Consider the following 13,675-nt stretch of genomic DNA (forward strand, 5'->3'; position numbering starts at 1 on the left):
GCTCTATAATTTCTGTAGTGGGTAACTTCCACTGAAGAGATTATAGGGCTTTTTCAGTGTAGAAAAAAAGTCCCATATAATCTATAATGAAAAGCGACGAAACTCACATTAGAAAGAATCATATGGAACGACTTAATAATACCACAAATCTTATCGGAATTAAAGATAAAAATATCACCATCACTTCTGCTTACAAGTCTAAATCCCATATCCTCATTCAAGCAACCTTAGATTATCCTGCTCCTCCTTGTCCTCACTGCCAAGGAAAGATGATAAAATATGACTTCCAACGAGAATCCTCTATTCCTATGCTTGATATTCAAGGATTTCCTACTCTTCTAAAACTGAGAAAACGCCGCTTTAAATGCAAGTGTTGTCTACGTGTATCCGTATCTCAAACGTCTCTCGTCAAGAAACATCATCAAATTTCTCAACCTATCTGGGACAAAATCACTCAACTACATACGGAAAAACTAACGAACTCTGATATTGCTAGAAGACTTCATATCTCTGTCTCTGTTGTACAGAGAAAACTGAATCAATTCTCCTTCAAGGAACAGTTCTCACAATTACCTAAAATCCTCTCTTGGGATGAATTCTCTCGAAATAAGGGAAAGCTGGCATTTATCGCTCAGGATTTTCAAACCAAAAAGATTATCACTATTCTTGAAAATAATCGACAAACAACCATTAAAAACTACTTCCTCAAATACACGAGAGAGGTGAGGGAAAACGTCAAAGTCGTAACTGTAGATATGGCTGGTAACTACATCCCCATCATTAACTTCTTATTCCCAAAAGCAAAGATTGTTCTGGATCGTTTTCATATTATTCAGCACCTGAGCCGAGCTATGATGGCTACTCGAATTGCCATTATGAAGAACTGTGACAAGGACTCTCTTTCTTATCGTGCTATGAAACATCATTGGAGAATCCTCCAAAAAGACAGCCGGAAACTCTCTAACAAACTCTTTTATTCTCGAACCTTTAGGCAAACCTTAACCCCTAGAGAAGTAGTTCAAAAGACCTTAGACTTGTCAGAGGAACTAAAGTACTATTATGACCTCTATCAGCTCTTGCTTTTCCATTTTCAGGAGAAGAACAGCGAGGCATTCTTCGGACTGATAGAAGACTATTTACCTACTGTGAATTCTACTTTCAAAACAGTCTTTACAACATTTCTCAAATACAGACAATACATTACCAATGCACTTGAATTACCTTATTCAAACGCTAAACTCGAAGCAACTAACAAACTCATCAAGGACATCAAACGACAAGCTTTCGGTTTCCGAAACTTTAAGAACTTTAAAACAAAAATTCTCATCGCTTTAAACATACAAAAAGAGAGAACCAACCTGATTCTCTCTCGTATGGGATAATACGTCACCCACTACAGTTGACAAAGTGCCGATTTACCTAGAGGATTGTTTTCTATCACACAATCGGAATGGAGATTTCAATCAAATTGCTGGAGTAGATTGTTTGGATGCCTGCATGGTCGATGTGTGCGGTGTCGATTTTTCGCTTGAGGAAGAATTCACGGATTTTATCCACTTCTTGGTCACGAATGGCACGGTGCTTGTTGGAAATGAGAATTTCATAGTGAAGTGGTGCTTGGGTAAAGACCACATCGGTATTTCCAGCAGAGAAGGTCTCAACCAGTGTAGCATCGGTACTTTCTAACTGGCTTTGTACCAAGTGGGCATGACTATTGGTTGTGTTGATGAGTTTCATAAATTCCTCCTTGCTTTTTTTCTATTATAGCACTTTTTGGTGTATCTAGGCAGACATTTCTAGGATAAGTGTTGCTTTTTCCACTGATCAATTCCCCATTTGTGGCTACCACGTTTGAGAAGTTCACGAGCTTCATCAATTGGAAACCAAGCCACATGATTAAAGTCCTCAAGAGGAGCTTGTGCTTGCTCAAAAGAGATTACTTCATAAATGTAAGCGGGGTTATAAAAATGAGTATCTCGGTGACTAGAGTAGAAATATTCGTCCGCTTGACCGTAGTAGTTGCCAATGGTTGCGGTAAAGCCAAGTTCTTCTAGAAGTTCACGCGAAAGGGCAGAGAGGTGATTTTCCCCTGCTTCAATCTCGCCTCCAGGTAAGAACCAAGCGCCGTTAGGAGCCTGTACGAGAATGATTTGTTCTTTTTTTCTATCTGGGATGACAGCATAGACTCCGTAGCGGTTGGAGTAAGTGACTCCCTCTTTTTTCTCTCCAAAAGTTGCAATGCTCATAGGATTTCCTCACTGATTTGTATAGGAATATTATAACACAAGAAGGAGAAATTACCTAGCTATTTTGAGGAGAAATAAGGAGAAATTTTATTCTGTTTTTTCTTTGGAAGTGGATTTGATGATGATGCTTCCTTTGCTATTGAGAACAGCCTTGAGGTCTTTTTCAGTTGGATGTTCGAGATAAAAGTCGGTAATGGCATCTTCGATATGGTCTTGGATGGTTCTACGAAGTGGTCGTGCCCCCATTTTTGGATCATAGCCTAAGTCAACAAGAGTTTCTTTGACTTTTTCGGTCACGTCAAGGTGAATGCCGTTTGTAGAAAGGCGCTTATTCACATCCTCTAGCATGAGATCCACAATATGAAGGAGATTGTTTTTGCTGAGGGCTTTGAATTCGATAATGCCGTCAAAGCGGTTCATAAACTCAGGGCTAAAGAAGTTGCCAAGCTCTCCTAGGACAGAATTTGTCCGACCTTCACGAGCTGCTCCAAATCCGACGCTGGCTTCTACCTTACCTGTACCGGCATTTGAGGTCATAATGATAATCGTATCTTTAAAGCTGACCGTGCGTCCTTGTCCGTCAGTGAGACGTCCATCATCCAGAACTTGGAGGAACATGTGCATAACATCTGGATGGGCTTTTTCGACCTCATCAAGAAGGATGAGGGAGTAAGGATTGCGACGGACGCGCTCAGTGAGTTGCCCAGCCTCTTCGTAGCCTACATAGCCTGGAGGAGCTCCGACTAATTTTGCGACACTATGTTTTTCCATATATTCACTCATGTCAAAGCGAATCATGCTGTCTGCTGAGCCAAAGAGTTCGATGGCTAGTTGCTTGGATAGCTCGGTTTTACCGACCCCTGTTGGTCCGACAAAGAGGAAACTTCCAATCGGACGGTTCGGTGTGCCAAGTCCGACACGATTGCGACGGATAGCTTTTGCAATTTTATCCACAGCATCGTCTTGACCGATGACATGAGCTTTTAGGTCTTCTGCCAGATGGATGAGCTGTGATTGCTCTTTTTCTTTCAAATCACCGACGGGGATATTGGTCTTTTGCTCAATAATATGCTCAATCGTTTTTTCGCTGATAATCGGCGTATCTTGATCCAGCATTTTATTTTTTTGCAGTTCCTTGTATTTGGCGATTTGGTCACGGAAGTAGGCTGCCTTTTCAAAGTCTTCATCGCGTGTGGCTTGAGTTTTAAGATTTTCAGCCTCAATCAAGCGTTGGTCGATGACCTTAGGATCGACAAAATTCAGTGTCAGATTCATCTTCGAGCCTGCCTCGTCCAAGAGATCAATAGCCTTGTCTGGTAAGAAACGGTCTTGGATATAGCGATTGGAGAGGACAGCAGCAGCCTCAATAGCTTCATATGTGTAGGTAACGTGATGGTAGTCCTCGTATTTTTGTTGAATACCTTTTAAGATGGTGATGGTTTCTTCTACCGTTGGCTCATCGACTTTGACGGGCTGCATACGGCGCTCAAGAGCAGCGTCTTTTTCGATAATTCGGTATTCATTGAGAGTTGTTGCGCCGACTAATTGCAACTCACCACGAGCGAGCGCAGGTTTTAAGATATTTCCTGCATCCATATTGCCATCGCCAGCAGAGCCAGCTCCGACAATCTCATGAATCTCATCGATAAAGAGAATCACGTCGTTGCGTTTTCGGATTTCCTCCATCAATTTTTGCATTCGTTCTTCAAATTGACCTCGAATACCCGTTCCTTGCACAAGGCTAACTACATCAAGGCGAATGACTTCCTTGCCTTGGAGCTTATGAGGAACATCCCCGTCAACGATTTTCTGTGCTAGTCCTTCAACAACGGCAGTTTTTCCGACCCCCGGTTCTCCGATGAGGACAGGGTTGTTTTTCGTTCTGCGGTTTAAAATCTCAATAACTCGCACGATTTCCTCGTCGCGACCGATAACAGGGTCGATATTGCCTTGACGGGCAATTTCTGTGACATTGATTCCAAATTCCTCTAAAAGCCCTTTTGGCTGAGGAGGTGTTGGGTTGTTCGTTCCATAGCCACCACGACCACCGTAGTTACCACCAGACTGTGTCGGTGGCGTTTGTGGCTCTTTAGGTTGTTGGAAATTTTCCAAGTTTCCAAAGAAATCATTGAAAGGATCAATCGGCTGGTGCATGTTGCTAAAGCCTTTAAAAATAGCATTTTCTGGATCTGTTTTCATGATTTGGTAGCAATTTTGGCAGAGGTCAACTTGGCGTTGTTTTCCATTGACATTTGTATAGAGATGAATGGTAGATTCATTGATTTTACAGTTTTGACAAAGCATGTAGTCCCTCTTTTCTATTGAATCATTCTAGAAATTTGACCATTGGTCAAATTTAGTCAAACTTTCTACTTTCATTATAGCAGTATTTGAAAACATTGCAAGAAGAAAGTGTTAAATTGAGAAAAAGAGGGGCAAAAACGACTGAAATTCCTAGATTTTGAAGGATTATTTTTCTAAAAATAGCCTTTTAGTAGCAAAAGAGACAAAAAATATGGTAGAATAGGAACGTATAAAGGAAATAGGAGACGTAAAATGGAATCACATTTAGTACGAATTATCAACCGCTTGGAGGCGATGGCTAAAGATGGCGGTAATCTAAAGCGTAATTTTGAACGTGAAGGAGTAGTTGTGGCTGAAGTGGCTTATAGCTACGATGAGGAAAATGGCTCAGTTTTCACGCTTCGTGATGTTGCAGCGCGTGAGACATATACCTTTGATAGTATCGACTTGATTGCAATGGAAATTTACGAATTGCTTTACTAAGATGATATATTCTTGGAGACCTAGACTTGATTTTATGCAAGTTTAGGTCTTTTTTTGATTGAAATTCTGGTGTTTATGATTTTTAAATAACTTTGTTGCATTTTTATGCAAATTATGCTAAACTAGATTCAGTTTTGATTTAGAGAGGAATTTTATGAATTTTTCATTTTTACCCAAGTATTTACCTTACTTTAATTATGGCGCGGTTGTGACGGTGCTTGTGTCTGTCTGCGTGGTCTTTTTTGGGACGATTTTAGGTGTGCTCCTTGCTTTTGCTCAGCGCTCTAAGTTTCGTCCCTTGGCTTGGCTTGCCAATCTCTATGTTTGGGTCTTTCGTGGCACACCGATGATGGTGCAGATCATGATTGCCTTTGCTATGATGCAGATCAATGCACCGACTATTCAAATTGGGATTTTGGGGGTGGATTTGTCTCGCCTCTTGCCAGGGATTATCATCATTTCTATGAATAGTGGAGCCTATGTATCAGAGACGGTGCGAGCAGGGATTAACGCGGTGCCAAAAGGGCAGCTAGAAGCTGCTTATTCGCTTGGGATTCGTCCAGGTAAAGCCATGCGCTATGTGATTTTGCCGCAAGCAGTGAAAAATATTCTCCCTGCCTTGGGAAATGAATTTATCACCATTATCAAGGATAGCTCGCTTTTATCTGCCATCGGGGTTATGGAATTGTGGAATGGGGCAACGACTGTTGCTACGACGACGTATTTGACCTTAACGCCGCTCTTATTTGCAGCTGGCTACTACCTAGTGATGACAAGTCTCCTCTCGCTAGCGCTTAAATATTTGGAAAATCGTATGGGACAAGGAGATGTAAAATGACAGAAAGCATTATTCAAATTGAAAATTTACACAAATCATTTGGGAAAAATGAAGTGTTAAAAGGGATTGATTTGGAAATTGAAAAAGGGCAGGTCGTGGTGATTATCGGGCCGTCAGGAAGTGGAAAATCAACATTTTTACGGACGATGAATTTGCTTGAAGTACCGACCAAGGGAAGAGTAACCTTTGAGGGAGTGGATATTACCGACAAGAGCAATGATATTTTTGCCATGCGAGAGAAAATGGGCATGGTCTTTCAGCAGTTCAATCTCTTCCCCAATATGACGGTGTTAGATAACATCACCCTTTCTCCTATTAAAACAAAAGGAATGGATAAAACAGCAGCAGAAGAAAAAGCCTTGAAATTGCTAGAGACGGTTGGATTGCCAGACAAGGCGTCTGCCTATCCGCAGAGTCTATCAGGTGGTCAGCAGCAACGGATTGCCATTGCACGTGGGCTTGCCATGGATCCAGATGTTCTTCTCTTTGATGAGCCAACTTCAGCTCTTGACCCAGAAATGGTCGGAGAGGTGCTTTCTGTCATGCAGGATTTGGCTAAGTCAGGAATGACCATGGTTATCGTGACCCATGAGATGGGCTTTGCGCGTGAGGTCGCAGATCGTGTTATCTTTATGGATGGAGGAGTCATCGTCGAAGACGGTACACCGCAGGAAGTCTTTGAAGCGACCAAGGAAGAGCGAACCAAGAATTTCCTCTCAAAAGTCTTGTAAAAAAGGGTGTTTATAGTGTTCAGAAGTTAGGAATCTTGTCCTGACTTTTTTGATATAGTTTCTAGCTATATATTGCCCTAGTCAATAAGTGCTAGAGAGGACGCGCTTTTTTTGCTATAATAGAAAAAAAGCAAGAGGAGAGTGCAAATGACAGTCATCGATGGAAAGGCATTAGCTGCGAAGTTGCAAGGAGAATTGGCAGAAAAAACTGCAATCTTAAAAGACAAGACGGGCTTAGAACCTGGGCTTGTCGTAATCTTGGTGGGGGAAAATCCTGCCAGTCAAGTCTATGTGAGAAACAAGGAACGTTCAGCCTTAGCGGCAGGATTTCGGAGCGAAGTCGTGCGGGTTCCTGATACGATCAGTCAAACGGAGCTTCTGAGCTTGATTGACCGCTACAATCAAGACAAGGCTTGGCATGGGATTTTGGTGCAGTTGCCCTTGCCAGACCATATTGATGAAGAAGCGGTGCTCCTTGCTATTGATCCGAAAAAAGATGTGGATGGCTTTCATCCGACTAATATGGGCAAGCTCTGGAGTGGACATCCTGTCATGATTCCCTCTACTCCTGCGGGGATTATGGAGATGTTTCGTGAATACGAGATTGCTCTTGAGGGCAAAAAGGCTCTTGTCATCGGGCGGAGCAATATCGTCGGTAAACCCATGGCGCAGTTGCTTTTAGACGCTAATGCGACAGTGACGCTTGCTCACTCGCGTACGGAAAATCTTTCAGCCTTGGCACGGACGGCAGATATTTTGGTTGTTGCCATTGGTCGTGGGCATTTTGTGACCAAGGATTTTGTCAAAGACGGAGCTGTCGTGATTGATGTGGGTATGAACCGTGATGAGAACGGCAAATTAATTGGTGATGTGGCCTATGATGAGGTAAAAGAGATTGCAAGCTACATCACACCTGTTCCTGGTGGCGTTGGTCCGATGACCATTACCATGCTGATGGAGCAGACCTTTAGAGCTTTTAAACGGACGCTAGATGAGTAAGTTGTGAAACATATGGTTAGAATATTAGATGAAACGATCCTCAAGCGAGTGATTCAGCCGAGAAACTCTCAGAGCCACAAGGGAGATTATGGTCACCTGCTCTTGATTGGAGGGACTTATCCTTATGGCGGGGCTATCTTGATGACGGCAAGAGCTGCGGTGTTTAGTGGAGCTGGTCTTGTGACAGTGGCGACAGATCGAGAAAATCTGTCTGCCCTTCACACCCATCTCCCAGAAGCCATGGGGATAGATCTAGCGGATCAGGAGTTGCTAGAGCAACAAATTGAGAAAGCAGATGTCATTTTGATTGGATCAGGATTGGCATTGGGTGAGAAAGAAAAAGATTGCTTTGAGAGGGTCATCAAGTATAGCAAGAAGGGGCAAATCCTTGTCTTAGATGGCGGAGCCTTGCACTTTTTGAAACAGATAGATGCCAGTCAGATAAGCGCTAGGATCGTTCTTACTCCGCACCAGAAAGAATGGGAAGTCTTGAGCGATCTTGAGATTCCTAAGCAGACGGATACAGCGAATCATAAAGCGCTTGATGTCTTTCCTTTAGGCACGATTTTAGTGCAAAAAAGCGAGCGGACAACGATTTATGAACATGGAAAGGAAGAGTTTTCTCGCTTAACGATCGGTGGTCCCTACCAAGCGACGGGTGGCATGGGAGACACTTTGGCAGGGATGATTGCAGGTTTTCTAGGTCAGTTTTCAAAGAAAAGGATTGTTGAGCGTGTGGAGGCTGCTGTGTATCTACATTCTGCGATTGCTGCTAAGCTGAGCGAGACAGTCTATGTCACCTTGCCAACAGCTATCAGCCAAGAAATTCCACGCTGGATGAAGCGGTACAGTAGATAAATAGACGACAAAAGTTGAATGATAGAGTTCAGCTTTTTTGATTTGGAAGTTCAGAGAAGAAAACGCTTGTTAGAGCTTTTTGCTCTATTTTCCTATGAAAAGTAAAAGAAGTATGATATAATGAAGAATATTTAGATTTTTGAGGAGAAACACAAATGGAAGACCCTGGCAGTCAGACCTTACTATATCAAAGCCTACTATTAGTTATTTTAACCTTGTTTAATGCCTTTTTCTCAGCGACCGAGATGGCAATGGTGTCGCTCAATCGTGCGCGTGTTGAGCAAAAGGCAGAAGAAGGAGACATCAAGTACATTCGCCTTTTAAATGTGCTGGATAATCCCAATAATTTCCTATCGACTATTCAAGTTGGAATTACCTTGATTACGATTTTATCAGGGGCGAGTCTTGCTGATACTTTGGGAACAGAGCTTGCCAAATGGATGGGCAATTCAGAAACTGCAAGAGCAGGAGCGAGTTTTCTATCCCTTGCGATTTTGACCTATATTTCGATTGTATTTGGCGAATTGTACCCTAAGCGGATTGCCCTGAATCTAAAGGATGCCCTAGCCATTCGGACGGCTCCATTTATTATCTTGCTTGGGAAGTTAGTCAGTCCCTTTGTCTGGCTCTTGTCTGCTTCAACCAATCTCTTGAGCCGCATTACGCCCATGACCTTTGATGATGCTGATGCGAAGATGACTCGGGATGAAATCGAGTATATGCTGACTAAAAATGGGGAAGAGACGTTGGACGCCGATGAGATTGAAATGCTCCAAGGGGTGTTTTCACTTGATGAGCTGATGGCAAGAGAAGTCATGGTTCCGCGGACAGATGCCTTTATGGTTGATATTCAGGATGATACCAAGGAAATCATCGAGCGCATTCTCAAGGAAAATTACTCACGAATTCCTGTCTATGATGGAGATAAGGATAATGTGATCGGACTCATTCATACCAAGCGGCTCCTAAATGCAGCTTTTACCAATGGATTTGACAATATTGTTCTCAGAAAGATTTTGCAGGAACCTTTGTTTGTTCATGAGACGATTTTCGTTGATGATCTCTTGACCGAGCTTCGCAATACGCAAAACCAGATGGCGATTTTGCTAGATGAATATGGTGGCATGGCAGGACTTGTGACCTTGGAAGATTTGCTTGAGGAAATCGTTGGCGAGATTGATGATGAGACGGATAAGGCTGAGATTGATGTGCATCAGATTTCTGAGACGACTTACATCGTTCAAGGGGCTATGAACCTCAATGACTTCAATGAATACTTTGATGTTGAGTTAGAAAGTGATGATGTTGATACCATCGCAGGCTATTATCTGACAGGGGTTGGCTCGATTCCCACCGCTAAGGAGCGTCTATCCTATGAGGTGGAAAGTCAGAATCAGCATCTTGTCTTGACCAATGATAAGGTGAAAAATGGGCGCGTGACCAAGGTGAAATTAGAGATTTCTCCCTTAGAAATCGAAGATCCAGATCCTAAGAAAAAAGACTAGAACTGGAGAAGAAAAGGCTCAAAATGGCAGAGTTGCGTGATAAGCTTAAGCATACTTTAGAGGATAGTGAGGTAAAAAAGCTACTAGATTTGGTAGACATCTTACAGGCTTCGCTCATTCGCTTAGATATGGGAGACAAAGAGCTGGATGTAGCAGCGAGCTTGAGTCAAGGCTTGGCACTTTATCTGAGCTCCTAACTCTGTGATTGCCTTGGGGCAAGAGTTGGTACAAGCTCCCAGTCAAGTGAGAGGAAAAGGAGCTTTGCTGCCTATGCTAGCCATGAGCCTTTTCTTTCGATAAATCAAAAGACCTAGATAGTTGTTGAATATCACACTATCTAGGTCTTTTTTTGTAGAAAAGCATACACATACTTGTCAAACAATAGAAAGAGTGCTATAATAATTCAAAATAATATAATAACATTTTATTTTTAGACTTAGAAAGGATAAGGTTATGGAAAAATTCGGTTTGACAGCAAAAGAGCTGATTGAAAATGTCGAAAAAGAATTGCATACTTGCTCCAAAGGAATGCGTGAAGAGTTAAAACTTCGTGAAATCTTTGAAGAGGTGCATGGAATTCTTCAAAAAGAGGCGGCTGATAATACGTTCTTGATTGGATTGGAAAGATTTTACCAGTCTGTGAGTTTGGTGATTGGTTTGAGTCATTTGGAAATGACAGAAGAAGCCCGTCTAGCTTGGCGAGCCTATGATCGTTTTCATTTTACGGAAATAAAACCCCAACTTCGTCTCTATGGTTGGATTGCAGCTTTGTAAGTGAAAAGACTTGAAATTGGATGCATTTCAAGTCTTTTTTGATGCTAGTGATGCCGTTTTGCAAAGTCTACAAAGCGGAATTTGTCTAATTTGTGGCGACTTTCGGTAAATTGGAATTGCTGTCCGTCTGCTAGATAGACTTTGGATTTGACGGATACGACATGGTCATCCCCCTTGATATTCATGAGGATTTTGTCACGATCTTTAGCTTGGTCAATGGTGATTTCCTTTTTAGCATAGGCAATCTGGAGGTTTAGCTGCTGCTCAAGATAGTCATAAATCGAATGCTCAGAAATAGCACGTGTCATCGTAGGAACCATTCCTTTATCCAGATAGTCTGTATCAAGGACAGAAGCGATGTTATCAACCACTCGCTGACGGACAATTTTCCAAACAATGCGAAATTCTGGAAAGCCTGTTAAGAGGGATAATTTTTTATCGACTGTGATTTTCTCTAGGCTGATTACATTGGTGATAGAGTTGATTCCGTACTGCTCGACCAATTCCCGATAGCTGGTCAGATGAGAGACTGGAAAGTCAATCTGATCTTTTTGCAGGACTTTTGAGCCTTGACCGCGAATTTTCTGAATCAAGCCAGCTTTTTGGAGCTGATCCAGCGCCTTTCGAATGGTATCTCGGCTGACACAGTAGTGGGCAACAAGGTCATGCTCGCTGGGGAGAAATTCCCCTGCTTGGTAGCTTTCATCTAAAATTTTTCCTTCAAGTTCCTTAAAAATCTGCTGGTATTTTTTCATCTCTTCCTCACTTGTTTTCTTTTTACCATACAACGTTAGAAATTTTATCAAAAATTTCGCCTTTTTTCAACAAACAAGTTGCATACAAGTTTGTTATCGTTTACAATGATTTTATCAATAAGAAAAGCAAGCTTTTACAGAAAAAATCTTGCTGAAACTAAAAAAGGAGAAAATCCCATGGGGAAATTTGAAAAAGATGCCAAGACTTTGTTGGATGCGGTCGGCGGCAAGGAAAATGTGACAGCTGTCACCCACTGTGCGACGCGGATGCGTTTTGTATTGGGAGATCCCAAAAAAGCAGATGTTAAAACTATCGAAAACATTCCTGCTGTTAAGGGAACATTCACCAACGCAGGTCAATTCCAAGTCATTATTGGAAACGACGTGCCAATCTTCTACAATGACTTTACAGCCGTTTCAGGTATCGAAGGGGTATCAAAAGAAGCTGCTAAATCAGCTGCCAAAAGCAACCAAAATCCTGTCCAACGTGTGATGACCATGTTGGCTGAAATCTTCACACCAATCATTCCAGCCTTGATTGTTGGGGGATTGATCCTAGGTTTCCGTAATGTCCTTGAAGGCGTTCACTGGTCAGCTTTAGACGGCAAAACGATTACAGAAGTATCTCAATTCTGGAGCGGAGTCAACCACTTCTTGTGGCTACCAGGTGAAGCGATTTTCCACTTCTTACCAGTTGGAATTACTTGGTCTGTCACTCGCAAAATGGGAACTACTCAAATCCTTGGTATCGTTCTTGGTATCTGTTTGGTGTCTCCACAGTTGCTCAATGCTTACGCTGTACCAGGAACATCCGCAGCAGAAATTGCTGAAAATTGGTCTTGGAACTTCGGCTTTGCAACCATTGCCCGTATCGGTTACCAAGCGCAGGTTATCCCAGCCCTACTTGCTGGTTTGTCACTTGCCTACCTTGAAAAATTCTGGCGCAAGGTCACTCCAGAAGTGGTCTCTATGATTGTGGTGCCATTCCTCTCGCTTGTTCCAGCTCTTATCCTTGCGCATACCGTTCTTGGTCCTATCGGATGGGCAATCGGTAAAGGTCTATCAGCCGTTGTATTTGCTGGTTTGACTGGCCCACTCAAATGGCTCTTTGGTCTTGTATTTGGTGCCCTTTATGCGCCATTTGTCATCACGGGTCTTCACCACATGACCAACGCCATTGATACACAGCTCATGGCAGATACTGCCACTCACACGACTGGTCTTTGGCCAATGATTGCTTTGTCAAATATCGCACAAGGTTCTGCTGTATTTGCTTACTTCTTCATGAAACGTCACAACGAACGTGAAGCACAAGTTTCACTTCCAGCAACTATCTCTGCCTACCTCGGTGTTACAGAGCCAGCTCTCTTTGGGGTGAATGTGAAATATGTCTATCCATTTGTTGCGGGAATGATTGGATCATCTCTTGCAGGTCTTGTCTGCGTGATGTTGAATGTCCAAGCTAACGCGATTGGTATCGGTGGACTTCCAGCTATTTTGTCAATCAACTCTAAATACTTCGGTGCCTTCTTGTTGACCATGGCAATTGCCATTGCAGTACCATTTATCTTGACATTTGTCTTTGCAAAAACAGGCTTATTCATGAAAAAAGAAGAAGTCCTTGAAGAAGTGGTTGCTGTTACTGAAACAACAAACGGTGCAGCTCTTGTAGAAATCGCAAGCCCACTTGCAGGTGAAGTATTGCCACTTAGTCAAGCGACAGATCCTGTCTTTGCTCAAGGTGTGATGGGACAAGGAGTAGTGATTGTACCAAGCGAAGGGGAATTAATTGCACCAGTGGATGGTGTGGTATCTGTCCTCTTTCCAACCAAGCATGCAGTAGGTATCGTCTCAACAGATGGAGTAGAGATGCTCATGCATATCGGTATGGATACTGTGAACTTGGAAGGAAAAGGATTTAACGCTCATGTTAAGCAAGGTGACACTGTAAAAGCAGGTCAAGCATTGATTAGCTTTGATATGAATGTGATTCGTGAGGCTGGATATGTCACAGAAACACCTGTGATTATCACCAACCAAGATCAATTCCAAGTGGATGCTTTGGGAGAATTACCATATGTAGTAACACGCGGAGAAAAAGTGATGACTGCAAGTCGTCTATAATAAGATTGAAACACAGGGGGAGTGGGAGGATTATTTCACTCCCTCCTTAGTTTGTAGA

The 13,675-nt window shown here is 42.5% G+C and carries 14 protein-coding genes; 10 read left to right on the plus strand and 4 right to left on the minus strand.

From position 1 onward, the window contains the following. Positions 1-122: 122 nt before the first annotated feature. On the plus strand, positions 123-1,382 hold the full coding sequence (locus tag AB1I63_00005) for an ISL3 family transposase (protein MEW4353277.1): 1,260 nt from the start codon (positions 123-125) through the stop codon (positions 1,380-1,382). A gap of 55 nt (positions 1,383-1,437) precedes the next feature. On the opposite strand, the gene AB1I63_00010 is transcribed toward AB1I63_00005, so the two are convergent. From AB1I63_00010 to AB1I63_00020, 3 genes are all read right to left on the minus strand, one after another. Beyond that, complete coding sequence (locus AB1I63_00010; protein MEW4353278.1) at positions 1,438-1,737, minus strand: DUF1827 family protein; 300 nt, start codon at positions 1,735-1,737, stop codon at positions 1,438-1,440. Positions 1,738-1,796: 59 nt separating this feature from the next. Continuing rightward, a complete protein-coding gene (locus tag AB1I63_00015) occupies positions 1,797-2,246 on the minus strand; it encodes an NUDIX hydrolase (protein MEW4353279.1) in 450 nt (149 codons plus the stop codon). Positions 2,247-2,333: 87 nt separating this feature from the next. Further along, positions 2,334-4,550, minus strand: a complete 2,217-nt coding sequence (locus AB1I63_00020; protein ID MEW4353280.1) for an AAA family ATPase — start codon at positions 4,548-4,550, stop codon at positions 2,334-2,336. 252 nt (positions 4,551-4,802) lie between these two features. Between AB1I63_00020 and AB1I63_00025 the strand changes: the two genes are divergently transcribed. The 8 genes from AB1I63_00025 (at position 4,803) to AB1I63_00060 (ending at position 10,738) form a co-directional block, all read left to right on the plus strand. Further along, a complete protein-coding gene (locus tag AB1I63_00025) occupies positions 4,803-5,033 on the plus strand; it encodes a DUF1797 family protein (protein MEW4353281.1) in 231 nt (76 codons plus the stop codon). A 154-nt stretch (positions 5,034-5,187) separates the two neighbouring features. After that, positions 5,188-5,871: an amino acid ABC transporter permease gene (locus AB1I63_00030; protein MEW4353282.1), complete on the plus strand. Its 684-nt coding sequence runs from the start codon at positions 5,188-5,190 to the stop codon at positions 5,869-5,871. After that, positions 5,868-6,602, plus strand: coding sequence for an amino acid ABC transporter ATP-binding protein (locus AB1I63_00035; protein ID MEW4353283.1), 735 nt, complete (start codon positions 5,868-5,870; stop codon positions 6,600-6,602). The genes AB1I63_00030 and AB1I63_00035 overlap by 4 nt, the downstream gene beginning before the upstream one ends. A 147-nt stretch (positions 6,603-6,749) precedes the next feature. Beyond that, positions 6,750-7,601, plus strand: a complete 852-nt coding sequence (locus tag AB1I63_00040; protein MEW4353284.1) for a bifunctional methylenetetrahydrofolate dehydrogenase/methenyltetrahydrofolate cyclohydrolase — start codon at positions 6,750-6,752, stop codon at positions 7,599-7,601. Between the two features lie 12 nt (positions 7,602-7,613). After that, positions 7,614-8,459 carry an NAD(P)H-hydrate dehydratase gene (locus tag AB1I63_00045; GenBank protein ID MEW4353285.1) on the plus strand — a complete coding sequence of 282 codons (846 nt, stop codon included), beginning with the start codon at positions 7,614-7,616 and terminating at the stop codon, positions 8,457-8,459. Between the two features lie 155 nt (positions 8,460-8,614). Next, positions 8,615-9,964 carry a hemolysin family protein gene (locus AB1I63_00050; GenBank protein MEW4353286.1) on the plus strand — a complete coding sequence of 450 codons (1,350 nt, stop codon included), beginning with the start codon at positions 8,615-8,617 and terminating at the stop codon, positions 9,962-9,964. A gap of 23 nt (positions 9,965-9,987) precedes the next feature. Then, a complete protein-coding gene (locus tag AB1I63_00055; protein ID MEW4353287.1) occupies positions 9,988-10,161 on the plus strand; it encodes a hypothetical protein in 174 nt (57 codons plus the stop codon). Between the two features lie 256 nt (positions 10,162-10,417). Further along, positions 10,418-10,738 carry a helicase BlpT gene (locus tag AB1I63_00060; protein MEW4353288.1) on the plus strand — a complete coding sequence of 107 codons (321 nt, stop codon included), beginning with the start codon at positions 10,418-10,420 and terminating at the stop codon, positions 10,736-10,738. Between the two features lie 44 nt (positions 10,739-10,782). Here the strand turns inward: AB1I63_00060 and treR are convergent, their stop codons facing one another. Beyond that, complete coding sequence (gene treR / locus AB1I63_00065) at positions 10,783-11,493, minus strand: trehalose operon repressor (protein ID MEW4353289.1); 711 nt, start codon at positions 11,491-11,493, stop codon at positions 10,783-10,785. 177 nt (positions 11,494-11,670) lie between these two features. On the opposite strand from treR, the gene treP reads away from it, so the two are divergent. Next, positions 11,671-13,617: a PTS system trehalose-specific EIIBC component gene (treP, locus tag AB1I63_00070; GenBank protein ID MEW4353290.1), complete on the plus strand. Its 1,947-nt coding sequence runs from the start codon at positions 11,671-11,673 to the stop codon at positions 13,615-13,617. Positions 13,618-13,675 lie beyond the last annotated feature (58 nt).

The sequence above is a fragment of the Streptococcus pneumoniae genome (assembly GCA_040719455.1).
Taxonomy (GTDB): Bacteria; Bacillota; Bacilli; order Lactobacillales; family Streptococcaceae; genus Streptococcus; species Streptococcus pneumoniae_G.